The sequence below is a fragment of the Parashewanella sp. 2210YD4-3 genome, assembly GCF_056591735.1.
This window is the reverse complement of record NZ_JBWQOG010000007.1, coordinates 70,135-95,318: the sequence shown is the minus strand read 5'-3', so window position 1 is coordinate 95,318 and position 25,184 is coordinate 70,135. Positions and strand designations below refer to the sequence as shown.

Annotated in this window: 20 protein-coding genes; 5 read left to right on the top strand and 15 right to left on the bottom strand. The window is 40.7% G+C overall.

Annotated features, from left to right (window positions below):
- Positions 1 to 364: 364 nt before the first annotated feature.
- The 15 genes from rnhB to rpsB all read right to left on the bottom strand — a co-directional run bounded on the left by rnhB (position 365) and on the right by rpsB (position 15,534).
- Entirely contained in the window at positions 365 to 985 is a 621-nt protein-coding gene (gene rnhB / locus AC1EU0_RS11950) for a ribonuclease HII (protein WP_480302651.1), read from the bottom strand.
- 1 nt (position 986) lies between these two features.
- Positions 987 to 2,147, bottom strand: coding sequence for a lipid-A-disaccharide synthase (gene lpxB / locus AC1EU0_RS11945; protein ID WP_480302649.1), 1,161 nt, complete (start codon positions 2,145 to 2,147; stop codon positions 987 to 989).
- 62 nt (positions 2,148 to 2,209) lie between these two features.
- Positions 2,210 to 2,980: an acyl-ACP--UDP-N-acetylglucosamine O-acyltransferase gene (gene lpxA, locus AC1EU0_RS11940; protein ID WP_480302647.1), complete on the bottom strand. Its 771-nt coding sequence runs from the start codon at positions 2,978 to 2,980 to the stop codon at positions 2,210 to 2,212.
- Positions 2,981 to 2,982: 2 nt separating this feature from the next.
- The gene (gene fabZ, locus AC1EU0_RS11935) at positions 2,983 to 3,453 is read right to left on the bottom strand and encodes a 3-hydroxyacyl-ACP dehydratase FabZ (protein ID WP_480302645.1); all 471 of its coding nucleotides are present in this window, start codon (positions 3,451 to 3,453) and stop codon (positions 2,983 to 2,985) included.
- A 13-nt stretch (positions 3,454 to 3,466) separates the two neighbouring features.
- Positions 3,467 to 4,495, bottom strand: coding sequence for a UDP-3-O-(3-hydroxymyristoyl)glucosamine N-acyltransferase (gene lpxD / locus AC1EU0_RS11930; protein WP_480302643.1), 1,029 nt, complete (start codon positions 4,493 to 4,495; stop codon positions 3,467 to 3,469).
- 113 nt (positions 4,496 to 4,608) lie between these two features.
- Positions 4,609 to 5,058 carry an OmpH/Skp family outer membrane protein gene (locus AC1EU0_RS11925; protein WP_480302831.1) on the bottom strand — a complete coding sequence of 150 codons (450 nt, stop codon included), beginning with the start codon at positions 5,056 to 5,058 and terminating at the stop codon, positions 4,609 to 4,611.
- Positions 5,059 to 5,294: 236 nt separating this feature from the next.
- Positions 5,295 to 7,766: an outer membrane protein assembly factor BamA gene (bamA, locus tag AC1EU0_RS11920; protein WP_480302641.1), complete on the bottom strand. Its 2,472-nt coding sequence runs from the start codon at positions 7,764 to 7,766 to the stop codon at positions 5,295 to 5,297.
- A gap of 96 nt (positions 7,767 to 7,862) precedes the next feature.
- Positions 7,863 to 9,257, bottom strand: coding sequence for a sigma E protease regulator RseP (gene rseP, locus AC1EU0_RS11915; protein WP_480302639.1), 1,395 nt, complete (start codon positions 9,255 to 9,257; stop codon positions 7,863 to 7,865).
- A 16-nt stretch (positions 9,258 to 9,273) separates the two neighbouring features.
- Entirely contained in the window at positions 9,274 to 10,464 is a 1,191-nt protein-coding gene (ispC, locus tag AC1EU0_RS11910) for a 1-deoxy-D-xylulose-5-phosphate reductoisomerase (protein ID WP_480302637.1), read from the bottom strand.
- Between the two features lie 3 nt (positions 10,465 to 10,467).
- A complete protein-coding gene (locus AC1EU0_RS11905) occupies positions 10,468 to 11,322 on the bottom strand; it encodes a phosphatidate cytidylyltransferase (RefSeq protein WP_480302635.1) in 855 nt (284 codons plus the stop codon).
- An 18-nt stretch (positions 11,323 to 11,340) separates the two neighbouring features.
- The gene (uppS, locus tag AC1EU0_RS11900; RefSeq protein WP_480302634.1) at positions 11,341 to 12,171 is read right to left on the bottom strand and encodes a polyprenyl diphosphate synthase; all 831 of its coding nucleotides are present in this window, start codon (positions 12,169 to 12,171) and stop codon (positions 11,341 to 11,343) included.
- A 122-nt stretch (positions 12,172 to 12,293) separates the two neighbouring features.
- On the bottom strand, positions 12,294 to 12,851 hold the full coding sequence (gene frr / locus AC1EU0_RS11895) for a ribosome recycling factor (protein ID WP_480302632.1): 558 nt from the start codon (positions 12,849 to 12,851) through the stop codon (positions 12,294 to 12,296).
- A gap of 41 nt (positions 12,852 to 12,892) precedes the next feature.
- On the bottom strand, positions 12,893 to 13,624 hold the full coding sequence (pyrH, locus tag AC1EU0_RS11890; RefSeq protein WP_121838883.1) for a UMP kinase: 732 nt from the start codon (positions 13,622 to 13,624) through the stop codon (positions 12,893 to 12,895).
- Positions 13,625 to 13,800: 176 nt separating this feature from the next.
- On the bottom strand, positions 13,801 to 14,649 hold the full coding sequence (gene tsf, locus AC1EU0_RS11885; protein ID WP_480302630.1) for a translation elongation factor Ts: 849 nt from the start codon (positions 14,647 to 14,649) through the stop codon (positions 13,801 to 13,803).
- 159 nt (positions 14,650 to 14,808) lie between these two features.
- Entirely contained in the window at positions 14,809 to 15,534 is a 726-nt protein-coding gene (gene rpsB, locus AC1EU0_RS11880) for a 30S ribosomal protein S2 (RefSeq protein ID WP_480302628.1), read from the bottom strand.
- A gap of 368 nt (positions 15,535 to 15,902) precedes the next feature.
- Here rpsB and map point away from each other — a divergent pair, with 368 nt between their 5' ends.
- From map to AC1EU0_RS11855, 5 genes are all read left to right on the top strand, one after another.
- The gene (gene map, locus AC1EU0_RS11875; protein WP_480302627.1) at positions 15,903 to 16,703 is read left to right on the top strand and encodes a type I methionyl aminopeptidase; all 801 of its coding nucleotides are present in this window, start codon (positions 15,903 to 15,905) and stop codon (positions 16,701 to 16,703) included.
- A gap of 411 nt (positions 16,704 to 17,114) precedes the next feature.
- A complete protein-coding gene (gene asnB / locus AC1EU0_RS11870) occupies positions 17,115 to 19,031 on the top strand; it encodes an asparagine synthase (glutamine-hydrolyzing) (protein WP_480302626.1) in 1,917 nt (638 codons plus the stop codon).
- 124 nt (positions 19,032 to 19,155) lie between these two features.
- Positions 19,156 to 21,729 (top strand): [protein-PII] uridylyltransferase, encoded by a 2,574-nt coding sequence (gene glnD, locus AC1EU0_RS11865; RefSeq protein ID WP_480302625.1) that lies wholly within the window; start codon positions 19,156 to 19,158, stop codon positions 21,727 to 21,729.
- A 16-nt stretch (positions 21,730 to 21,745) separates the two neighbouring features.
- Complete coding sequence (gene dapD, locus AC1EU0_RS11860; protein ID WP_480302623.1) at positions 21,746 to 22,570, top strand: 2,3,4,5-tetrahydropyridine-2,6-dicarboxylate N-succinyltransferase; 825 nt, start codon at positions 21,746 to 21,748, stop codon at positions 22,568 to 22,570.
- A gap of 169 nt (positions 22,571 to 22,739) precedes the next feature.
- Positions 22,740 to 25,181 (top strand): hypothetical protein, encoded by a 2,442-nt coding sequence (locus tag AC1EU0_RS11855; protein ID WP_480302622.1) that lies wholly within the window; start codon positions 22,740 to 22,742, stop codon positions 25,179 to 25,181.
- Positions 25,182 to 25,184: the final 3 nt, after the last annotated feature.

Sequence of the window (25,184 nt, the reverse complement as noted above, 5' to 3'; positions counted from 1 at the left end):
AAAATCATCCTTTCAACTATAACAAGAACTTACCAAAGAGCTTTAATTCTAGAATCAAAATTTAGCACTAACTAACAATTTTATGACTGCTCAAAATTTAACATTTCTAGAGTTTTTACTACTAATGTTTTCATTGATAATCAGTTGGTTAGCTGTTCTAATCCCCAAAAATCACTTGAGGGGAAGAGTATGATTTTTGCTAATTTAACGTGTTTAAACTGCGGTACGCAACAAACAATGTTCAGAACAAAAAGAAAGTTCATGGAAAAGCTATTTCATCACAATCAATATCGAGTGGTATGCAGTTGTTGTAAAGCTCATCATCGTATTGATCGTAGCAGCAGGCAATTAACCTTAATAAAGCCTACTCAGTTAAAGCAATCAATTCCCGCACAGGCTTAAAACTTTTTCGATGCTCAGGCAATATTCCATGGATGGATAATGCTTCCATATGAGCTTTGGTCGGGTAACCTTTATGGGACGCAAAACCATACTCTGGATGCTTTTTGTCTAACTCAAACATTTCTCGGTCGCGAACGACTTTTGCTACGATAGAAGCTGCACTAATGGCTTCAATCAAACCATCGCCCTTTACTATAGCATGTCCTGCCATTGGCAATTCAGGCACTCTATTACCATCAATCAACACAGTATCAGGGGTTATTGATAATCCAACTACAGCTCGTTGCATAGCTTCCATGGTTGCTTGAAGAATATTAATTTCATCGATTTCTTTGGCTGAAGCCCTGCCAACACATACCGCTAACGCTTTCTCTAATATTTGCACATAAAGAGCATCACGTTTCTTTTCTGACAGTTTTTTTGAGTCATGCAAACCTTCAATTGGATTCAGTGGATCCAAAATTACTGCAGCTGTTACAACATCACCGACAAGAGGTCCACGCCCAACTTCATCTACTCCAGCATGAAGACCGCTTGTTAACGAGATTATTTGTTCTTCAGTAATATTTTTGAATACAGCCATATTATTTGGCCTCTGTACTAGAGTTGAGCAATTGAACGACAGCATCGGCCGCGCGTTCACTGGCATTACAAGCAATGGATTTATGGATTTCTGTGAATTTCTGCTTCAATGGTGCAAAGTCACCATCTAATTGTGCTGATACCGCATCAACAATTTTTTCAGGAGTACAGTCACTTTGGATTAACTCTTTAACAACTGCTTCTCCAGCCAATAGATTAGGCAAAGAATAGTGTTCGATCTGCATCATGCGCTTAGCAATTGTATAAGTGATTGGGCTGACACGATATGCAACAACCATTGGACGTTTGACTAACATGGCTTCTAATGTTGCTGTGCCGGACGCCAATAAAATGCAATTAGCTGCAGCCATCACCTCTCTGGATTGCCCTTCGACTAAATGAATCTCTAGGTCAGGCGCATATGCTTTTAACGCCTCTAAATATTGCTCCCGTCTTTTTTCATTAACCAGTGGAGTGACAAACTTTAAATCAGGGTACTTCTTTTTGAGTAATGCGGCCGCTTTAACAAATGGCTCAGCCAATTGTTTGAGCTCACCACCACGGCTACCCGGTAAAATTGCTAAGTATTCGTCTTCAGGGTTTAATTCTAGCTGCTTCCGTGCTGCAAGCATATCACTGTCTAAAGGAATATCGTCCGCTAGTGTATGTCCAACAAAAGTGCATGGCACTTGATGTTTGTCATAAAACGCTTTTTCAAAAGGCAGTAAAGAAAGCACCATGTCAGTCGCTTTATCAATTTTGAAGATACGTTTAGGGCGCCAAGCCCACACTGACGGGCTAACATAATGAACGGTTTTAATGCCTTGTTGCTTTAGCTTTAGCTCAAGACCGATATTAAAATCTGGTGCATCAATGCCGATAAAACAATCAGGCCGAATTGCTGTGATTTGTTTAATCAATTCACGACGAACTTTGAGTAATCGAGGTAAACGAGAGAGCACTTCAACTAGCCCCATCACCGCTAACTCTTCCATAGCAAACAATGACTCAAAACCAAGAGCTTCCATTCTTGGGCCACCTATCCCAACAAAACGAGCGTTTGGGTACCGTTGCTGCAGAGATTTAACTAAACCTTCTCCAAGAATATCACCTGAAACCTCACCGACAACAATGGCAAAGGTTGGAGCTTTTTTTTGCGTCATAAATCCATTCTTTAAAAATAATTAAGGCCTCAGAAGAGGCCTTAATAAGTAAACATTAAACCTTAGCGTATAATGCCACGACTTGAGTTTAAGACAAAATCAATTAAATATTTCACCTCTGCGCAGTCTTCAGCATCTTGCTGCAACGACTCGATTGCTTCTTCTACTGTTAAGTTATTACGGTAAAAGGCTTTGTATGCACGCATTACTGCTTGCTGGCTTTCTTTAGAAAAACCGCGACGTTTCAAGCCTTCACGGTTCAAACCTCTTGGAATAGCAGGAGAACCTGATGCCATTACAAATGGCGGTACGTCTTGCAAAACCAACGATGCACCAGCAGTAAATGCATGGGCGCCAATATGCACAAATTGGTGCACACCAGTCATGCCACCAAGAATTGCCCAATCACCGACATGAACATGTCCAGCAATCATAGCATTACTAGCAAGAATAACGTTGTCTCCAACGACACAGTCGTGAGCGATGTGAACATTGTTCATAAACAGGTTATTAGAACCAATACGAGTCTCACTATTATCCTGAACGGTTCCACGGTGGATACTTACAAACTCACGGATGATATTGTTATCACCAATAATCAATCGAGTATCTTCACCTGCAAACTTTTTGTCCTGACACCCTTCACCCACTGATGCAAATTGGAAAATACGATTGCCTTTGCCAATAACAGTTGGGCCTTTAACCACAACATGAGAGCTTAACCATGTATCGTCGCCAATTTCGACGCCTTCACCAATATAGCTCCACGGTCCTATAGTGACATTTTTTCCAATTTTTGCATCTGGATGAACGAACGCTAACTTATCAATCACAATTAGATCTCTCTGCGGGCACACATAATTTCAGCTGAACACGCCAGCTCGCCATCCACTCTAGCTTCTGCTTGGAACACGCCAATCCCACGACGCTCTTTAATCATTTTAACGTGATAATTAATTTGATCTCCTGGTTCGACAATACGCTTAAAGCGTACTTTGTCTATACCAGCAAAGTAAAAAAGTACATTATCACCAGGAGGTTCGTCGCTCATAGTTTTGAACGCTAATAATCCACAAGCTTGAGCCATACCTTCAAGCAATAATACACCCGGCATTACTGGCTTTACAGGGAAATGTCCTTGAAAGAAAGGCTCATTTACGGTTACATTTTTTAAACCGTGCAACTCACCGGTGTGACCTTCACCAATCGTGTAATTCAAAACACGATCTACTAATAAAAATGGATAACGATGAGGCAAAAACTTAATGATCTCGTGAATATCCATAGTATTCATTTCATTTGACACGAATACGTTTCCTCTAACTTTCTTTTGATTCTGCGGCTTTTTCTAACGTCTTCACTCGCTGGAACAATTCATCCAACTGTCTGAAGCGAACCGTATTTTTACGCCATTGTTTGTTCGGCATCGCAATGGTAGCTGAAGACATAATGCTTCTTTCGCGCACAACACTGGTAATATTTGTACTACCAGTCACATGAGTACCATCCGCAATAGATAAATGCCCAGCAACGGCGCAATTTCCACCAATGATACAATGCTTACCTATGGTACAACTTCCTGCTAAAGTCGTGTTGCCTGCAATTGCAGTGTGTGCACCAATTACAGCATTGTGAGCAACTTGAATTTGGTTGTCTAAAATAACACCATCTTCGATAATCGTGTCATCTAATGCCCCACGGTCAATAGTCGTACTGGCACCAATTTCAACGTTATCACCAACACGGACACTGCCTGTTTGCGGTATTTTAACCCACTTGCCAGCATCATTTGCATAGCCGAACCCATCTGATCCGATAATAGTACCAGAATGGATAATACATTGCTGACCAATTGTGATTCTGTGATAAATAGTCACATTTGCCCAAATACGCGTATTTGAACCAATAATAGAACTTTGTCCAACTACAGTTCCTGCACCAATTTCAACGTTATCACCCAGAATAACATTAGCATCGATGACCGCATTGGCACCAACAGTAACCCCTTCACCTAGCTGAGCAGAAGCATGAATTTGTGCGCTTGGATGAATACTATCAGCCGCTTTAGGGGTAGTATCTAGCCACTGTGCTACTCGAGCAAAGGCAACATAAGGATCTTTTACAAAAATGGCCGTTCCCGAATATTCACCCTGCATTTTGCTTGATAGCAATACAGCCTCAGCTTGGGTTGACTCTAGCTGACTACGATATTTAGGATTGGCTAAAAAAGAGAGCTGGCCTGCTTGGGCTGCTTCAAGAGTTGCAACACTGTTGATTACAGTATCGCCGTTTCCTTGAACTTCACCATCAAGCCTAATAGCCAGCTCTTTTAGAGATATGGATTGCATTTATACCAATTCCATTTATTTCATCTTCTATAAGACGAAAGGTTTTAGAATAAGGCGCAAGTTTACAGAAATATCTGCATAATTCCAAAACTTGACGCCATGGTATTATCCAGTTATTTGCTTTTACTTACAGCTTCAACCACTTTGCTGCTGATATCAGCTGTTGGCTTCAAATAAATAACAGCGTTACGTGGAAGAACAAGATCATACTTTTCTTTCTTAGCTAAAGCGTTAATGGCTTTTTGAACTTTAGAAAGTAATTTGTTTTGCTCTTCACCGCTACGACGACGGAAGTCTTCTTGAAGCGCTTTACCTTTTAACTGAAGTTCAGAGCGGATTGACTCCATTTTACGTTGCAGCTCAGTTTGCTGATCTTTGCTCATGATCGCTGCATCACGTTGTTGCTTTTCTAATAGCCCACGAAGTTCTTGTTGTTTCTTTTTAAGTGCAGCTTCACGGTCAGCAAATTCTGATTGCAAGGCTTTTGCGACTTGCTCACGTTGCGGCAACTGTTCAAACACTGCGCCCATATCAACAATTGCAATTTTTTCAGCTTGAGCCATCAAAGGGGCGCCAATCAAGGCTAACGTCAATAACGCCTTAGTTACCGTATTTTTCAAAATTTACTCCTTGTTCTCTCTTAATTATTTGATTTTAAAATTGGTTTGTCGAGTATAAACCTTGTTTTCGATAAAATGCATCATCTTTTTTATTAGCGTTCAGCATTAAACCATTTTATTGATTTAAATGGTTAATGCTGAGTCTAAATGCAAATCAACTTGGTTAGAGTTAAATTTAACTAGAAAGTTCGGCCAATGTTAAATGAAAACACCTCAGTATCGTCATCTTCAAAAGATTTTATTGGTCGAGCTAAGCTAAAGATCATTGGTCCCATCGGTGATAACCACTGAACACTTAAACCATATGATGCACGGAAGCGGCTTGGGTCGCTGTAATCGGCAATTTTCTTAAATTCATCTTCAGGAAGAGTGCGGTAAGAATCATAATCGAACTCTGTATCCCAAACACTACCGGCATCTACAAACAGAGATGAACGAACCGATTTACTATAAGCTTCATCTAGGAATGGAATTGGGAAAATCATTTCCAAACTGGCCGTTGCTATCGCGTTACCACCAATGGAACGCCCATTGGTCACTTGAATTTGGTTAATATCCGTAGGAATACCACAGCCACCACCTATCGGACTTGGACAAGGTTCTGTACCGCGAGTCACAACAAATGAGCGAGGACCAACGGTATTGGATTCAAAGCCACGTAATGTGGTATTTCCACCTGAGTAATAGTTTTCCCAGAAAGGCAAGATGTTGTCATTCTTTCCAGTTTTACCATAACCATTTCCGTAACCAGCTCGAGCACGAGCAAGGAATACAAAGTTATGGCTTCTGGTTAGTGGGAAGTAAAAACTGGTATCAAAATCCAATTTGAAATACTGAACATCAGAACCAGGTACAGTCATTTCACCATTTAAGCGTTGCTGGGAACCACTAGTTGGGAACGTACCTCGGTTTAACGTATTTCTGAACCAACCTAAACTCAACTCAAAGTTATCAAAACTTAAATCGTCGTTATCGCCATCGCGATAGATGTCGAAGAAGCGCTGAGTTTGCTGATTACTTCTTAACTCAGACAAGGTATTGTGACGGTAAGCTACACCATAGTTGATGCGGTTTACTTCATTAATTGGGAAACCGGAGTTAAGTGCAACACCATAAGCTTGATTTTTATAAGCTTCTAGATTTTGACGACCAAAGTCAGTCTTATTCCAGAAAATACTGCCACCTAAACTAATACCATCTTTTGTCCAATAAGGATCGGTATATGACAAGCTAATATTCTTTTGGAATTTGTTGGTATTGATGTTAATTCCAGCTTGGTTACCCGTTCCCAAAAAGTTATTTTGTTGAACACCAAACTGTAGGCTTACACCTGTTGCAGAGCCATAACCGACACCAGCATTAAACGATCCTGATGGCTGTTCTTTTACTTTAAAATCGACATCAACTAGGTCATCAGAACCCGGAACTTGCTGAGTGTCTACATCGACTTTTTCAAAGAATCCAAGACGGTCGAGGAATACTTTAGATTGGTCAACCGCAGCAGAATTTAACCAAGCCCCTTCCATTTGACGAAGCTCACGACGCATTACTTCGTCTTTAGTAACTGTATTTCCGGTGAAATTAATAGAGCGGACATAAACACGTTTACCCGGATTAACACTAATATTTAGCGTCACTTCCTTGGTTTTATCATCTATCTCAGGGAAAGTTTTAACCTCTGGATAAGCGTAACCGAAACGGCCAAGATATTTACTATAAAGCTCTTCGGTAAAAGTGACTTCACTGGCATCGTAAGTATCACCTGGTTTTATAGGCAGCAGGGCTTCAAGTAGCTCTTCACGCCCCATAAGGTCGCCAGTCAGGTTTACTTTTTTAACCTTATATTTAGCACCTTCATCAATATTAACCGTGATATATAAGCCTTTACGATCAGGCGTCATCGCAACTTGCGTAGAGTTTTCTTTAAAACGGATATAACCTTGGTTTTGATAGAAAGCCTTAATCGTTTCGAGGTCAGCTTGCAGCTTTTGCTTTTGATAACGACGTTTACCAAATAAGTTCCACCAAGCAACATAGTCTTTAAGTTCTAATCTGTCACGTAAGTCTTCGTCACTAGCAATCGTATTTCCAACAAAGTTGATCTGCTGAATTTCTGCGGCATCGCCCTCAGTAAACTTCAAACGAAGTTCAACACGGTTACGAGGTAAGTTAACAATTTCCGCTTTTACTTTTGCACCATATTTACCAACGCTATAGTAAAAATCTTGCAACCCTTTTTCGATTCCAGAAAGCATGGTTCGATCAAGAGATTCACCGACTTTTACACCAGAGCTATCTAAGCTTTCTTGTAACTGTTCATCTTTAATGTCTTTGTTGCCGTCAAATGTGATTTCACTAATAGTGGCTCTTTCTTTGACATCAACAATTAAGACTCCCCCATCATGGCTAACCTTGATATTTACAAAGTTTGTTGATGCATAAAGGGCTTTGATTGCTTGCTGCAATTTAAGTTCGTCAACGGTATCCCCTACCTTCACAGGTAAGTTAAGTAACGCTGCACCCAATGCTACACGTTGTAAGCCATTAACTTGAATGTCGGTTACCTTGAATGGTTCAAAAGCCGCTTGGGCTGTTCCAGAATACGCCGCGCCCACTAATAACATTGAGGCAAAAAGTTTATTTAATCTCATAGACCACTTCTTGTTTTTAAAATCCTTACACCAACTACATTTCTCATTACCAATATTCGTAGTACAAGCATTGGTAGAGTTTACGCTAGCCGATATCTATGAAAGTCGGGAAAAGTCGTTAAAGAGTGCTACACCCATTAACATCAGCAGTAGCGCTGCCCCGATCCTGAATCCAATATCCTGCACTTTTTCTGGTACAGGCTTCCCAGTTACCGCTTCAATTAAGTAATACATTAAGTGTCCACCATCCAGTACCGGTATCGGCAACAAATTAATGATGCCAAGGCTCACACTGATCAATGCGAGGAAACTTAAAAATCTAACTAAACCATACTCAGCACTTCGACCAGCACCTTGAGCAATAGAAATGGGGCCACTTAAACTTTTAACAGACACATCGCCTGTGAAAAGCTTTGCAATCGTTTTTAGACTAACGCTGGTTAATTGCCATGTTTTGTCTATAGCATTGGTTAGCGAGCCTACTATGCCATACTCTAACTGAATACGCATGTTTTCCGGCCACTTAGGTAGTTCTGGTGCGACACCTATCTGACCAATCTCTTTACCTTGATTGTTTGTAACAGCCATTGGTACCAAGATTCGTTCAATAAAATTACCATTACGTTCAATAAGAACATTTAACGATTTATTTGCTGAACTCTGAACCAAACTAACAAACTCTTGCCATGATTTATAAGGCTTTCCATCTACACCAAGGACTTTATCGCCTTTTTGTAAACCCGCTTTTTCCGCAGCACTGTTTGGAGTCACTTGGGCTATGATTGGTTCAAATTTAGGTCGATAAATATGTAAACCTAATGAAGTAATTGGAGATTCTTTATCAGGATCAAACTTCCAACTCTCCGTATTTAATTGGTAAGTTCTTCCTTGTTTCATGACAGCTTGCTCATCGGCATTAGATTGAGATTGTGATGAAAGAGGTGACACCGTTATAGGTAATGTTTTGCTGCCTATAGCGCCAACAAGCTCAAGGTTGACTTCATCCCAATCTCGAACCTTATGACCATTTACGGCAAGGATTTGAGTCGGTTCTTTTGGCTGAATAATTGATGCAGGTGAATTTGGAATGGTACTTTCAAAAATGGGTTTTATCGATGGAACACCGATAAGGTACATAATCCATAATGCAAATATAGCAAACAGAAAATTAGCTATTGGCCCAGCTGCAACGACAGCAATACGCTGCCATACGTTTTTTCTATTGAAAGCTTGATCTAGCAAATGTTCAGGTACAGTTTCTACCCGCTCATCAAGCATTTTGACGTAACCACCAAGGGGAATCATGGCGATCACATATTCAGTACCATCTTTTCCGTATTTAGACCATAAGGCTTTACCAAAGCCTATAGAAAAACGTTCAACTTTAACGCCACAGCGACGAGCAACCCAAAAATGTCCGTATTCATGAACGGTCACTAGAATACCTATCGCCAAAATAAAAAAGCCTAGATTCCGTATAATTTCCATCATTGAGTGAGTTGCATTCCTATATCAATTTTTGTAATTCGGCGTTGGCTCGACTTCGAGCTTCCCTGTCTAAAGCCACAATATCTTCTATGCTATCAAGTTTTGAGTTAACAACGGCTGACAAACACCCTTGGTTCACCTTAGCAATATCAGTAAACTTAATTCTACTATTCAAAAATGCTTCTACTGCAACTTCATTGGCCGCGTTTAAAATTGTAGAAGCTTCTTGTCCTTGATGGCATGCCTCGATAGCTAAGCCTAAACAAGGGTATCTTTCGAAGTCAGGCTCACAAAAGCTTAATTGTCCGACTTTAAAAAAATCTAAAGGTTCCACACCTGAAGAAATTCTTTGTGGATAGGACATACAGTGAGCAATTGGAGTACGCATATCAGGCTTACCCATTTGAGCAATCACTGAGCCATCTCGATATTGAACCATAGAATGTATGACACTTTGAGGATGAATCACAACTTTTAACTGCTCATTTTGGGTATTAAACAGCCATTTAGCTTCTATATATTCAAGACCTTTATTCATCATGCTGGCCGAATCAACGGAGATCTTTTTTCCCATAGACCAGTTCGGGTGATTACAAGCCTGTTCTGGAGTAATAGTATCGAAACTATTCAAATCTCGAGAGAGAAAAGGCCCGCCTGAACCAGTAAGTAAAATATGAGAAATGCCCTCTGAAGCTAAATCACAATGACCAATGTGGTTTTGAATGCGTTCAGGCATACATTGGAAAATTGCATTATGTTCACTATCAACAGGTAGAATATTGGCACCAGATTTCCGAGCCGCGTCAATAAATAATCGACCAGACATTACTAGCGACTCTTTATTGGCAAGTAACACTCTTTTACCGGCTTTTACTGCCTCAAAGGTAGGCATTAAACCTGCGGCACCAACAATCGCGGCCATAACCGTGTCAACTGAATCACTTTTAACTAACTCTAGTAAGACATCTTCACCAGTAGTAACGTTAATATTCAATTCAGTGGGAAGCCGTTGTTGTAATGAATACGCTGCTTCGGCGTCGACCATGTGCGCAATACTTGGCTTGTGATGTAAACAAAGCTCAAGCATTTTCTCAACATTTCGATGGGCCACTAACGCATACGCCTGATATAAGTCAGGGTTTCGCGCTATCACATCAAGTGTATTTGTTCCTATTGAGCCTGTTGCACCAAGCACTACAAAATTCTGCATAGGTTACATCCAGAAGCTTAGGTAAATAACAGTAAAAACAGGCAAGGCTGCGGTTAAGCTATCAATCCTATCTAGCACACCACCATGACCGGGGAGAATGTTTCCAGAGTCTTTAACCCCTGCAATACGTTTAAACATGCTTTCAACTAAGTCCCCTAATGCTGATGTAAGAGCAACTGCTATCGTCACAACCATAATAAGCCCCAGCTCCTGCTCAGGAGAAATAGTCATCACAAGCCAAACCACTAACATAGTAGTGAGCAGTCCACCCAACAATCCCTCTATCGTTTTGGCAGGGCTAACGCTCGGGATTAATTTACGCTTACCAATCGCTTTACCAACAAAATAAGCTCCCGTATCAGCAGCCCATACGACTAGCATAACCAGTAAAATAAGCACAGCACCTAAGTGTGGTGTCCCCATTGTTCCTAATGACTTTAAAGTGACAAGTGCAACATAGCAGGGAAGCAAAATTAACTGGCCGTAAACAGTGTTTAAAAACGAATTATTTAAAACTATTGCGCTCTTAGGGTAAGTGAGTACCAACAGTAAAGCTGCCATCCACCAAAGGACTCCTGCAGCATTTAAGAACCAATATAATGGGTGCAAATGCCCGCCAAACCAAATCTGATTACTAGGTACCAATAAATTTAATACGACAAGAATCAAGGTAAAGCTTAACGTAAAACTCAACTGATTAGCTTTAGATTCAGGGGACATGATCCTGCCCCACTCATGGGCGGCAATAGCAAAAATAGCAACCAATGCCCAAGAAAATACATCAATAGGTGCGTAAAAAAGACCCCCTAAAACAATAGGGATCAAACATACAGCTGTTATTACACGTTGTTTTAACAAAAAACTATCCTCTTAGCTTCAAGACAGTGCCTGAAGCTCATCGATCTGTTGCCCAGTCAAGCCAAAACGGCGTTGACGGCGGGTAAAACTCAGTAGAGCTTTATAAAAAACTTGTTCGTCAAAATCTGGCCATAAGGTGTCAATAAACTCTAATTCTGCATAAGCGGCTTGCCACAGAATAAAGTTACTGATGCGATATTCGCCACCGGTGCGGATCATTAAATCGACTTCTGGTTGATCAGACATGCTCAGCAAGTCGAACATATCAGCCTCTGTGATAGTGTCGGCATCCATTTCCCCAGTCGCGACTTTTTTTGAAAGCGCTTGCGTCGCTTGCAGAATATCCCAACGACCACCATAGTTCGCTGCAACATTCAAAACTAACTCTTTATTGTCTGCCGTTTTAGCTTCAGCTTTTTGAATTTGCTTTTGTAAACGCTCAGAAAAACGTGAGGTATCACCAATGATATTTAATCGAACCCCATTTTTATGGAGTAATTTAATTTCTCGCTGCAATACTGTAAAAAATAGCTCCATGAGCAAACCGACTTCTTGCTCAGGTCGACGCCAATTTTCACTAGAAAAAGCAAATAAGGTCAATGACTTTATCCCTAGTTCTCTAGCAGTACTAACAGCTCGCCGAACAGCCTTAACACCAGCCCTATGCCCCATCACTCGAGGCTGACCTTTTGCCTGCGCCCAGCGTCCATTCCCATCCATAATGATGGCAACATGCTGAGGAGCAGCCTGCTTGATCAACTCAACAATTTGCTGCGGTAAGGCTCCCGACTCCCGGTTACTTTTTTCAACAACAGCATCCTCCGATTCGAAATCCTTGATGGACGACATTAATTGCAACCCCATAAAAAAACAAACGCCGTGTAGTATACCCCTACACGGCGTTTAATCTCTACAAATTATCTTGTGAAACCAAGAAAAAGCGGTTATACGCTTAAAAAATCAATGGTCGATTAAACTTCCATCAACTCGGCTTCTTTAGCCGTTAAGATTTCATCAATTTGTTTGATATGTGCATCGGTTAGCTTTTGAATGTCATCTTCACCACGACGAACATCATCTTCGCTACAGCCCTTGTCTTTTTCAAGCGCTTTGAACTCAGAGTTAGCATCACGACGAACGTTACGAACCGCAATACGACCATTTTCAGCTTCTGCACGAACCACTTTAACTAAGTCACGACGACGTTCTTCTGTTAATGGTGGTAATGGAATACGAATGATTGTGCCAGCTGACATAGGGTTTAGACCTAAATCAGAAGACATAATTGCTTTCTCAACCGCTTGGATCATGCTTGTATCATACAAGGTTACAGAAAGAGTACGAGCATCTTCGATACTCACGTTACCTACTTGGTTAAGTGGCGTCATAGAACCATAGTAAGAAACCTGAATCGCATCTAGAATGCTTGGGTGAGCACGTCCACTACGAACTTTTGCCATTTGACTTTTAGTAGATTCTACTGATTTCGCCATGCGCTCTTTAGCGCTAGATTTAATCTCTTCAATCACAATAAGATTCCTTTATTTAATAAGACGTAATGTTGAAATTCTTAAGCTTTACTGTGGATTAATGTGCCTTCTTCTTCGCCCATGATAACACGTCTTAGTGCACCCGGCTTATTCATGTTGAAGACCAAAATAGGTAAGTCATGATCACGTGCCAAAGTAAAGGCAGCAAGGTCCATCACTTTTAATTCTTTTTCTAAAACTTCGCTGTAGTTTAACTCATCATATTTAACAGCATCAGCGTCTTTCATCGGATCGGCAGAATATACGCCATCGACTTTAGTGCCTTTTAAGACTACTTCAGCTTCAATCTCAATGCCGCGAAGACAAGCCGCTGAATCAGTCGTGAAGAATGGATTACCGGTACCAGCAGAGAAAATAACCACACGGCCTGATTTAAGTAAACTGATAGCTTCAGCCCAGTTGTAATCATCACAAACGCCGTTTAATGGAATCGCTGACATTACACGAGCATTAACATAAGCACGATGAAGCGCATCACGCATAGCAAGACCGTTCATTACCGTTGCTAACATGCCCATATGGTCACCCACAACGCGATTCATGCCTGCTTGGGCTAACCCTTCACCACGGAACAAGTTACCACCACCGATAACAACACCAACTTGTAAGCCAAGCTCCACTAATTCTTTGATTTCTTGGGCCATGCGATCCAATACTTTTGGATCGATACCGAAGCCTTCATCGCCCATTAGGGCTTCACCACTCAGTTTTAAAAGAATACGTCTAAATGCAGGTTTTGGGTTGGTGCTCATAATTCTTATCCTTTTATACCCATCGAAAGGTATTGTAGCTGCGTTAAGATTTGACTTGTCGATACTGAATCTTAAGAACAAATCAAATATTAACACAAATAATTATGTGGATATAACAAGACCGCAGCATAGCCACGGTCTTTTATTCGACTAAATATTAGCCGCAAGCTTGAGAATTAAGCTTTTGAAGCTTCGATTTGTGCAGCAACTTCTGCAGCAAAATCTTCTTCTTTCTTCTCAATACCTTCACCTACTTCTAGGCGAACGAATGCAGAAACAGAAGCGTTTTTCTCTTTAAGGAAATCACCAACAGATTTCTTAGGCTCCATGATGAATGCTTGACCAGTAAGAGAGATCTCACCAGTAAACTTCTTCATACGACCAACAACCATCTTCTCTGCGATTTCAGCTGGCTTACCTTCGTTCATTGCGATTTCAACTTGTAGATTTTTCTCTTTTTCTACAACATCAGCAGGAACGTCACTTGGGTTAACAAACTCAGGCTTAGAAGCTGCAACGTGCATAGCAACGTGCTTAAGAGTTTCTTCTTCAGCGTCACCAACAACAACTACACCAATGCGCTCACCGTGACGGTAAGAAGCAAGCTTAGCACCTTCGATGTATTCAACGCGACGGATGTTCATGTTCTCGCCGATTTTAGCTACTAGAGCAACACGAGTTTCTTCGAACTTAGCTTTAAGCGCTTCGATGTCTAGCTTTTCAGCTAGTGCAGCATCAGCTACTTCGTTAGCGAAAGCAACGAAGCTTCCATCTTTAGCAACGAAGTCAGTTTGACAGTTAACTTCAACTAGCGCAGCGACACCTTCACCTTGCTTGATGATGATAGTACCTTCAGCAGCGATGTTACCCGCTTTCTTAGCTGCTTTAGCGGCACCACTTTTACGCATGTTTTCGATCGCTAGATCGATATCACCGTTGGTTTCAGTAAGCGCCTTCTTACAATCCATCATGCCAGCGCCAGTACGATCACGCAGTTCTTTAACTAGGGCAGCAGTAATTGCCATTGTTAAATCCTCTATAGAAAATTCGACCAGTGTTGTTGCACACTCATTCTTGAGTACAACAGGTATAGAACAGGGGCTCATCGGCCCCTGAAACCAATTTAATCAATTGGTTAGCGCATCATAATAAACAAGCATTATGACACTTCGAGAAAATCTCGATTAAGCTTCAACGAATCCGTCTTGCTCAGCTTGTTCAGCGATGTCTTGACCGCGACCAGCTTTAGCAGCTTCAGAAGCAGCTTCAGTGTAAAGACGGATTGCACGCATCGCATCGTCGTTACCAGGAACGATGTAGTTAACACCATCTGGATTAGAGTTAGTATCAACAACAGCAACAACTGGGATACCTAGGTTGTTAGCTTCTTTGATTGCGATGTGTTCATGGTCAGCACCGATAACGAAAAGAACGTCAGGTAGGCCACCCATGTTTTTGATACCACCAAGAGATTTCTCAAGCTTTTCTAGCTCACGAGTACGCATTAGCGCTTCTTTCTTGGTTAGCTTGTCGAAAGTACCGTCAACCGCTTGAGTTTCTAGTTCTTTAAGACGCTTGATAGATTGACGAACTGTTTTCCAGTTAGTCAACATACCGCCTAACCAGCGGTGGTCAACGTAGAATTGATCACAAGCAACTGCAGCTTCTTTGATAGCTTCGCTTGCAGCACGCTTAGTACCAACGAATAGTACTTTACCTTTCTTAGCAGCGATGTTGCTGATGAAAGCAAGTGCTTCGTTGAACATTGGCACAGTATGCTCTAGGTTGATGATGTGTACACCGTTGCGAGGACCGAAGATGAATGGCTTCATCTTAGGGTTCCAGTAACGGGTTTGGTGACCGAAGTGTACACCGGCCTTTAGCATATCGCGCATTGAAACTTGTTTCATTGTAATACCTTAAATTGTAAAGGGGTTGTGTGCTTGCCAAACGACAATCGTTTTCAAACACGCCTCCACGCACCCCATTGATTCGACCCGAAAATTGATTTCAAGCACCCCGAAAAATGTGACGATACGTGTGTGATTTAGTAGTTAATTTACCTTTACTTAACTTAGATTCATCTTCGTTGAGTACAAGTATGTTTGCCATGTATAATGGCGGCCACATCTATGCTCGACAGCTAAGAAACATTGAAAATTATTGAGTAACTTTCTACCCAAGCTGTGAGAATAAACGTAACGGCGCGCTTTATACCATAATTACGGTGTACAATGCAATTTATCGCGCCTTAAATTTACAATATGAGAATCGTTGAATGAGTATCACAATCAAGACTGCTGAAGAAATTGAAAAAATGCGCGCCGCGGGTAAGCTGGCAGCACAAGTCCTTGAAATGATTGAGCCACACGTCAAAGCAGGTGTAACAACTAACGAACTTAATGACATTTGTGCGAAATATACCGAAGAACACAATGCCATTTCTGCACCTTTAGATTATCACGGCTTTCCAAAATCAATCTGTACATCTGTCAATGAAGTCATATGCCATGGCATTCCAAATGAAACCCCTTTAAAAGACGGCGACATTGTTAACCTAGATATCACCGTAATTCTCGACGGTTATCATGGTGACACTTCGAAAATGTTCTTAATCGGTGATGTAACCCCTAAGAACAAGCGTTTGTGTCGTATCGCTCAAGAAAGCTTATATCTTGCTATTCGTAAAGTTCGCCCGGGCATGAAACTGGGTGAAATTGGAACAACTATCGAGAAGTTCATCAAAGCCAGTAAAACTGGACTAGAGAAATATTCAATCGTTCAAGACTACTGTGGTCATGGTATCGGTGCGGTATTTCACGAAGAACCTCAAGTGGTGCATTACAAAAATAATGATAAGACAGTTATTCGTCCCGGTATGTGCTTTACCATCGAACCTATGATCAATGCGGGACGTAATACCTCTGTGCTTGATACTGAAGATAAATGGACAGTTCGCACCGCTGACGGTAAAAACTCAGCGCAATGGGAACACACTTTATTAGTTACTGAAACTGGTGTTGAAGTATTGACTCTTCGTGAAGAAGAAGACTTTCCTCGTGTGATCAATCATAAGTAATGATCATTAAGGGCTCTTTTCCAAAAGAGCCCTGATATACTCGTGATACCTGAAGTTGCGGGGTTTCAGCGAGAATTAATTGCCATTTAGGCAAGGCGCTTATCCGTAGGAATAGTATTCTATTTCAAGGGTAAGTAACGCAGTATAAATGGCAATGCTCTTAAAATATAAGTACGTCGCACTGCGTGGGCTTTTCAGCGTTGATTCTTCTTTGTTGTGAAAGCTTAAATTAGCCCGCTAGTTCAGCACTTTCACGCCTCGAATAATGCAACGCTGAATAAGCCCTGAAAGCTGCATCTTCAAGTATCACGAGTATATAAGCTATAACAACAAGATATTTAAACTTTTCTTTTTATTACTCCACATTAAACAACTATGTTGAATCAATGAGTTGTGCTTATGTGCGGTATCTTGGCAGCCTTTTCTTTAACTCGTTCCATATCTGAGTCTCAAGTATTAACAGCTTTATCAGCACTAAATCATCGTGGACCAGATGAAACTGGCATTTGGCAAGAAAATGGAACCTCGATATTTCTAGGTCATACCCGTTTGAGTATCATTGATCTCAAAGGTGGACATCAGCCGATGCAAAGTGAAGATAAAAGCATAGTTGCAATTGTTAATGGCGAATTTTACGATTACAAAAAAATCACTCAAGAATTACAGCAACAGGGTTATACCTTCAAAACCTATTGTGATAGCGAAATTTTAATTAACCTGTATTTGCACTATGGCACAGCTTGCTTAGAACATTTACGAGGTGAGTTTGCATTTGTCATTTGGGATAGACAAAAAAATCGTGTCTTTGCAGGGCGAGACCGTTTTGGCATTAAACCGCTTTATTATTATCAAGATGAAGTAAATATCTATTTTGCTTCTGAAATAAAAGCCTTTAAAGCTCTTGGCTTACCACTCAATTGGGACAAAGATACTTTCTTTTCTGAAATTACAATGTTTCATACCCCTGATGCCACCTTGTTTGAGCAAGTTAAAGAAGTTAAGCCTGCTCACTACCTGCTAAAACCGTTGCATTCACACTCTATCGATTTAATTTCATATTGGGATTTTTATTATCCCACGCAAGGTCATAACCTAAACATTAGTGAGCAAGAAGCCGTTGAAGCCTTTACTGAACAATTTCAAGAGGCGATTAAACTTAGATTGATGGCCGATGTCCCTGTCGCTTGTTACCTCAGTGGAGGCATTGATTCCTGCTCCATTTTAGGTATGGCACAATGTCTTTCAACCTCTCAAATAACAGGGTTAACATTGAGTTTTGAGCATAAAGATTATGATGAATTTTCTTTTGCAAAAGAAATGGCGGAACATACAAATAGCCGATTTGTTCCAATACCGATAACGGCAGATGACATTGCAGATAACTTTGCAGACTCCGTTTATAGCTCTGAAAAAGCAATGCTTAATGGTCATGGCGTATCCAAATACATCCTCAGTAGAGAAACCCAAAAACAAGGCTTCAAAGTTGTTCTAACCGGAGAAGGTGCAGATGAGTTCTTAGCCGGTTATCCCAGCTTTCGGCAGGATTATTTGAAATATCACAGCGATGAACTAAGTAAAGACGAAAAAGCACAAATTGAAGCGCACCTTAAACGAGCCAATGCCGTCAGTAAAGGCATAGTCATGGCGAAAGATGAAATTAGCTTACCTTTATTACAAAATCAACTTGGTTTTACCCCTAGCTGGGTAGCTGCTTTCAGTCACGCCGCCAGTTTCTTCAGAGATATCTCAACAAAAGATTATCTAGCCCACATTGGCAAGAGAAATCCTTGCGAAGACTTCATAGAACAGCTTAACTTTAACTCTGCAATCAAAGGTAGAAGCAAACTCAATCAAAGCTTGTACACATGGACCAGAACCATACTTCCTCATTATTTACTCACAAACTTGGGCGACAGAATGGAAATGGCTCATTCCATTGAGGCTCGCTTACCGTTTTTAGATCATAAATTGGTTGAATTATTGGTACAGTTACCTGAAAACTTAAAAATCCGAGGATTAAAAGAAAAATATCTTTTACGTGAGGCCATGAAACCATACCTTACCGATACGATGTACAAGAGAAGCAAACACCCTTTCCTTGCACCACCTGCGGTAAAATCCCAAAGCCCAAGGCTACTTGAATTCTTTTTAGACACAATTCACAGTGACAAAATTCATTCAGTGCCATTTTTCGATGCCGCCAAACTTAGGAAGGCTTGCGCGAACCTAGCTAAAAAAACACCATCACAATTAGGTCAGCTCGACATTCAAATGCATATTGCCGTAAGTACAATCATCATTGGTGATAAATTTAATTTATCGAGTTAGGAATTCATAGAGGCCGTATATGGCCTCTAAACTCAGATTGCATTTCTTTTCATTATTTTTTGACTACTTTTTCTAAGTTTCACTCTATGTTAACGTAAGATAAGCCTTAACACTCTGTACTCCCATGAACAAAACCATAGTAGAACTAAAACAATCACTCATAGATCATAATCAAAGTTTACTCTCTCAATTTGAACAACAACTGCCGATTGAAGACTTAGTTCAACAACGCTGTCAGCAAATTGACCGTGTTTTAAAGCAAGTTTGGAACGATAAAAAATTACAAAAAGAAGACATTGCCTTAGTTGCTGTTGGTGGATATGGTCGTGCCACTTTGCATCCTCAATCGGATATTGATTTATTATTTCTAGTAGCAGAAACCCCAAACAAAGCGCAATTTGACGCGATCAGTGATGTGTTAACCCTAATGTGGGATATTGGCCTTGAGTTAGGACACAGCGTTCGAACCGTTGAAGAAAGTACAGAGCTTGGACGTGATGATGTCACAATTGCAACGTCACTATTAGAAGCACGATTGATATGCGGTGAGGCCGTACTCTTTTATCAGCTTCAGCAAGCCATCCACCAAGAGGGCTTTTGGCCTGAACATCAATTCTACCAAGCAAAGCATCAAGAACAAAAAGACAGACACGATAGAAACAATGCTTTTGACTTAGAGCCTAATCTAAAAAATTGCCCCGGTGGGCTTAGAGATATACAAAATATCACTTGGGTCGCCATGCGCCATTTTAAAGCAAGTAGTACTGAAGAACTTGTTGCTCGTGGTTTTTTAGAGCCAGATGAACTCAGTGAACTCCTTGAGTGTCGCGATTATCTATGGCAGCTACGCTTTGCATTACACATGCTTACTGGGCGAGATGAAAACCGGCTTTTGTTCGATTACCAGAAAGATGTAGCTGAAATGATGGGATTTAAAAACAACGAAAATCAGCTTGCCGTTGAACAAATGATGAAACGCTTCTATTGCTCCGTTCGCAGGGTAATGGAACTTAACGAAATGTTACTGCAATTGTTCTATCAAGCAACTTTAGGACATGCTTCAAAATTACCGCTAAAGCGTATTAATGATGATTATCAACGCCGTGGAAGCTATATTGACGCATTACCTCACGTAGACTTACATGTACCACAAAACATCATGCTCATGCTGGTAACTGCGCTCAATTACCCAAGTATTAAAGGCATTTATGCCACCACCTTAAGAAGAATGCGTGAAGGGCTTAACGCTCTCAATCGACCTTTAGTCGATTTTGTTGAATGTCGTCAGTTATTTGTAGCCATTCTGAAGCACGAGCGAGGTATCGCGGCCCTCTCATTTATGCATAAGCACGGTGTGCTAAGTAACTACTTGCCTGCATGGCAACAAATAGAAGGTCAAATGCAGTTTGACCTATTTCATGCTTATACAGTTGATGAACATACGCATCGGTTATTAAAAAACATCAATCGCTTTTTCATGCCCGAACATGATCAAGAACTTCCTTTAGCTTCAAAGATATCAAGTCATTTACCCAAACGAGGGTTATTAGTATTAGCTGCTATTTTCCATGACATTGGAAAGGGTCGTGGCGGTGACCACAGTAAGCTAGGCGCAGTAGATGCGTTAACGTTTTGTAAGCATCACAACATGAATAATCATGACGGTCGGCTAGTCAGTTGGTTAGTCGAAAATCACTTATTAATGTCTATGATCGCTCAAAGACGAGATATTTCGGATCCCGATGTCATCTTAGATTTTGCCGAAAAAGTGCGAGATAATAATCGCCTCAATTATCTCTACTGCCTAACTGTTGCAGATATTAGAGCGACCAACGATAACTTGTGGAATGGTTGGAAAGACTCTTTACTAAAAGAGCTTTATTTTGCTACTCAACGAATGTTATCTCGTGGTCAGGAACAAACTACCGACATTAGAGCCAGAGTAAGAGAGCACCAAGCTAAAGCTAAAAAAAGTTTGATTGAAAATAGCTTTGATTCAGCTCAAGCTGATGAATTCTGGCAATCTATGCCAGCTGATTACTTTTTAAGACATACCCCTGAACAAGTTGTATGGCACACCCAGTCTATTATTCGGCATGACAGCGAAGATCCATTGGTATTGGTCTCTAAAAAAGCAACTCGTGGTGGCACGGAAGTATTTGTACACTGCCTGAATCGCCCTAAATTATTTGCCACAGTAATGGCAGTACTGGATAACAAAAACCTCACAGTACACGATGCAAGTATTCTGACGACTAAGTCTAACTACGCTATGGATACCTTTATTATTCTTGAGCAAAGTGGCAAAACTGTATCTGGAGCATCTCGTATCCAGTCAATTCAAAAGGCATTGGTAAAATCAATTAAAGCCGATGACAATAAACTGCCTAACTTTAAAAAACTCTCTCGAAAAATGCGGCCATTTCAAGTTGATACTCAAGTCTCTTTTTTACCCAGTAAGCGGAACGCCACCACAATGATGGAATTAGTCGCGTTAGATACACCGGGATTACTTGCAAAAGTGGGCGAGATATTTTATCAATGCAATATAACCTTAGTTGGAGCTAAAATTACCACCATAGGCGAACGAGCTGAAGACTTTTTCCGCATTCAGACTCATGATGGCAAAGCGCTTGACGATAACCAGAAACAACTTTTAAAAGAAACATTAGTTTCTCGATTAAATTCAAAATCATAAATGATAGGAGTATTCAATGGAGGCTTTACGCCAACGAATTGAAGCCGCGTTTGAAGAACGCGAAACAATAACCCCGAGCACAGTAAGCGCAGAGTTAAAGCTGGATATTGAAAACACAATAGCAATGCTGGATAGCGGTGAAGCCCGTGTTGCCGAAAAAATCAATGACGAGTGGGTCGTTAATCAATGGCTAAAAAAAGCCGTGCTGTTATCTTTCCGCATTTTTGATAACGAAGTTGTAGATGGTTGCGAAACTAAATATTACGACAAAGTACCTCTAAAGTTTGCTGATTATGACGAAGCCCGCTTTAAAGCTGAAGGAATGCGAGTCGTGCCACCAGCCACTGTTCGTAAAGGTTCGTTTATCGGTAAAAACACGGTCTTGATGCCGTCTTACGTCAATTTAGGCGCTTATGTTGATGAAGGGACTATGGTTGACACTTGGGCAACTGTTGGTTCATGTGCACAAATTGGAAAAAATGTACATTTATCTGGTGGTGTGGGTATCGGTGGGGTATTAGAGCCACTACAAGCGGGACCAACCATCATCGAAGACAACTGCTTTATTGGTGCACGCTCTGAAGTTGTGGAAGGTGTTGTAGTTGAAGAAGGCTCGGTAATTTCAATGGGCGTATATCTTGGTCAAAGCACTCGAATTTACGATCGTGAAACAGGTGAAATTCACTATGGTCGAGTACCGGCTGGCTCAGTAGTTGTTTCAGGTACACTGCCGTCCAAGTGTGGAAACTACAACTTATACGCTGCAATTATCGTTAAGAAAGTTGATGCTAAGACTCGTAGCAAAGTCGGTATAAACGAACTGTTAAGAAGCGCTGAATAATCTCTCCTAGGTTGGTGTATAAGCACCAACCTTTTCTCACACTCTGACTACTCTCTTTCAGAAAACCATGAATTTTTTTGGATACTCTTATTAAACATATTTAACATGCTTGTTTCCTCAAATAAGCCTAATATCTTGTTTTAATGGCTGTTATTTTCTGAGGTTATCAATGTCATTAGCTTCACCCTCTCTCCAACGAGCTGAAATTATACCTGCTACAGGGCAAAATCAATTACAGTTCCAAGAACAGGCCGAGCCCTACCCTGCATTGTTCAACGAACTTGAAGCGAAATTATTAGCAAATGACAAAGCCAAATTTACTGTTCATGTTACCAAGCTGTTTGCTCAAGATCTCCCTCCGTTAGATCGCATGTCGGCATATCTACAATTAAAACAATTAATGCCTAAAGAGGATGCCTCCAAACTCAATTTGACGACAAACTATTTTGAGGAGCAGAAGCTATGGAGCTTTTCCATTACCTTTAATGGTGAAGCTGTATTCATTCAAAATGGAATCCCTGCTAATAGTAATGATGATTTAGTTTGTCTGCATGAGTTCTATCAATTGAGTTGCCGGCAGTGGTTTGTCGATACCTGCGCAGGGCAACCTCAGGCCGAAATCGAAAAGTTATTCGAGCAAGCAACTAAACTACAGACAAGCTCAGAGCACTCGTACTTCTTAGCTGCAAAACGATTAATCGAGTTGCTCCCTGAAGAAATACAGTCACAGTTCAAAATTGTTAAACATGATGAAGAAGACGGATGGTATTTCGAAGTCCAACGTTACCAACCAGTTGAAAACGCAGGTGGTCCCCCTTTACTTCCCAACGTTTGTATTATGACACACTCTCCTAAATTCAAAGGGGATGAGCATGATGACTATCAACGGCTAAACCGTATTGAGCAGATAGAATACCTGCTTTGCATGTGTAAACCAGATGACACACCTGAAGTTCTACATCTATTGGCAAAACTTGAACAAGAGCAAAGCCTTGTCGAGCATCTACAAACATTTCAAGAGATACAGAAGTTATGCATAGAGCAACACGATACCAAACTAACTGCCGAAATAGCTGAGCTTGAAAACGCAAATATCAAGTTTCTCACTTTAAGCTTCAACGGTACTCCTATATTCAACTCCAGTCCCATCGCAACCTTAGTAGATGGTTCGATAGTTGTTGGAGATATGAAAACGAATATGGAAGGCATTACAGCCCTCATTAATACCATTAATAAAAAAACAGAGCAAAACCAAATAAATAGAGAGATTGAACACATACTTCTAACTTTGGCGAACATTGAATTTAATGATGACAGCCAAGAAAGCATCATTACTTTACTTAATAATGTTGACAAGTTAATTTCTGAAAGTCTTGAGCAAAAAAAATATCAACAGCAACTAACCAAAGTAGAAGCTGAACTCAACCAGAAAAAAGCTAGATATAACCTATGGATGGTGATGGAAAAATTTTGTGATAAAGACAATCATGAAACCGCTTATCAAACCTTTGAGGCTATAGTTAGCACTCAGTCTCAAGTACCAGTGGAAATGAGCGATAAAGAGTTAATAAACGCTTTATTGCCCCATTTAAGGGAATTGAGAGAAACCCTCAAATCAGAAGCAAAACCGCTACTGACAGTTAGCAGTAAAGTGCATTCTAACAATACAATACAATTGCAGGTCTGCTTTAATCAGCAAATCTTGTTTGCTTCAGATTCATACCCAGAATCATCATTACAAGCTAAAACGATAAACCAAGTCACTTCTTATTTAGAACTTGAATTTACCGCTACCATTTCATTTGAAGACTTGAAAGCCAAAATAGACAGTTGGCGTCGGCCTGGAACTGAAGGCTTCTCTAATGCATATACAACTCTACTTAATGCATTGGGGAATGATGCACTATATAAATTCCCCATAAACCCACAAACAAAACTCGATGCTTTTTATCTTTTAAGAAACTTTCTTATTCCTGAAGTAGTTCCCCTCTTCATTGCTAGCTTCGAACCTATATACGAAAATGGCTCATACTATTTGCACTTAAAAGTAGGTAATACAGAATTAGACAAAAAAATGAAAGAAAGCGGTCCAACTAGTATAAACGAAATTAAAGAGCTTCTTGGCTACCCTGCAACTCCGAGTTTACCTAAGGTTGAGCATACAGCAGCGGGACTCATTACCGCTCATAAACGCGCGAAAAGAATTTGGTTAGACATACCTGACTATTGTATTTCAACCGCGACTAAGGCTAAAAGCACCCGACAACCAACGTTCAGTTGTTCTTACCTTAAAACGGATACAGACGTGCCAAAGAGCGTTGCACTAGAACTCCCCTTACCTACTCCTGAGCCTCTAACCGCTGAAGCACTGGCAAAAGAAATGGTTACCAATATTACACAATACCGCAATGTCAGTAGTATGTTGGAATACTTAAAGAGCGAAGACTTTCAAAGCAAAAAGCACGTATTGCCTGCTAATTGCTGGGATGACTCAGCATTGGTACCGATTTGGGGAGCAGAGCTTATTTCATACGATGTTAAAGCAGGAGGTGACGGCACAAAGATGACGTTAAAAGATGCATTAGAATCACATGGCCACCTATATTTGTGACAA

Bases quoted from the DNA above. Each gene is read 5' to 3' on its own strand.
- map (WP_480302627.1), top strand. From the start codon at position 15,903: ATGAGTATCACAATCAAGACTGCTGAAGAAATTGAAAAAATGCGCGCC.
- glnD (WP_480302625.1), top strand. From the start codon at position 19,156: ATGAACAAAACCATAGTAGAACTAAAACAATCACTCATAGATCATAAT.
- ispC (WP_480302637.1), bottom strand. From the start codon at position 10,464: ATGCAGAATTTTGTAGTGCTTGGTGCAACAGGCTCAATAGGAACAAAT.
- pyrH (WP_121838883.1), bottom strand. From the start codon at position 13,624: ATGAGCACCAACCCAAAACCTGCATTTAGACGTATTCTTTTAAAACTG.
- dapD (WP_480302623.1), top strand. From the start codon at position 21,746: ATGGAGGCTTTACGCCAACGAATTGAAGCCGCGTTTGAAGAACGCGAA.
- uppS (WP_480302634.1), bottom strand. From the start codon at position 12,171: ATGTCGTCCATCAAGGATTTCGAATCGGAGGATGCTGTTGTTGAAAAA.
- lpxD (WP_480302643.1), bottom strand. From the start codon at position 4,495: ATGCAATCCATATCTCTAAAAGAGCTGGCTATTAGGCTTGATGGTGAA.
- tsf (WP_480302630.1), bottom strand. From the start codon at position 14,649: ATGGCAATTACTGCTGCCCTAGTTAAAGAACTGCGTGATCGTACTGGC.
- AC1EU0_RS11925 (WP_480302831.1), bottom strand. From the start codon at position 5,058: ATGGCTCAAGCTGAAAAAATTGCAATTGTTGATATGGGCGCAGTGTTT.
- rpsB (WP_480302628.1), bottom strand. From the start codon at position 15,534: ATGAAACAAGTTTCAATGCGCGATATGCTAAAGGCCGGTGTACACTTC.
- AC1EU0_RS11855 (WP_480302622.1), top strand. From the start codon at position 22,740: ATGTCATTAGCTTCACCCTCTCTCCAACGAGCTGAAATTATACCTGCT.
- lpxB (WP_480302649.1), bottom strand. From the start codon at position 2,147: ATGACGCAAAAAAAAGCTCCAACCTTTGCCATTGTTGTCGGTGAGGTT.
- bamA (WP_480302641.1), bottom strand. From the start codon at position 7,766: ATGAGATTAAATAAACTTTTTGCCTCAATGTTATTAGTGGGCGCGGCG.
- rnhB (WP_480302651.1), bottom strand. From the start codon at position 985: ATGGCTGTATTCAAAAATATTACTGAAGAACAAATAATCTCGTTAACA.
- rseP (WP_480302639.1), bottom strand. From the start codon at position 9,257: ATGATGGAAATTATACGGAATCTAGGCTTTTTTATTTTGGCGATAGGT.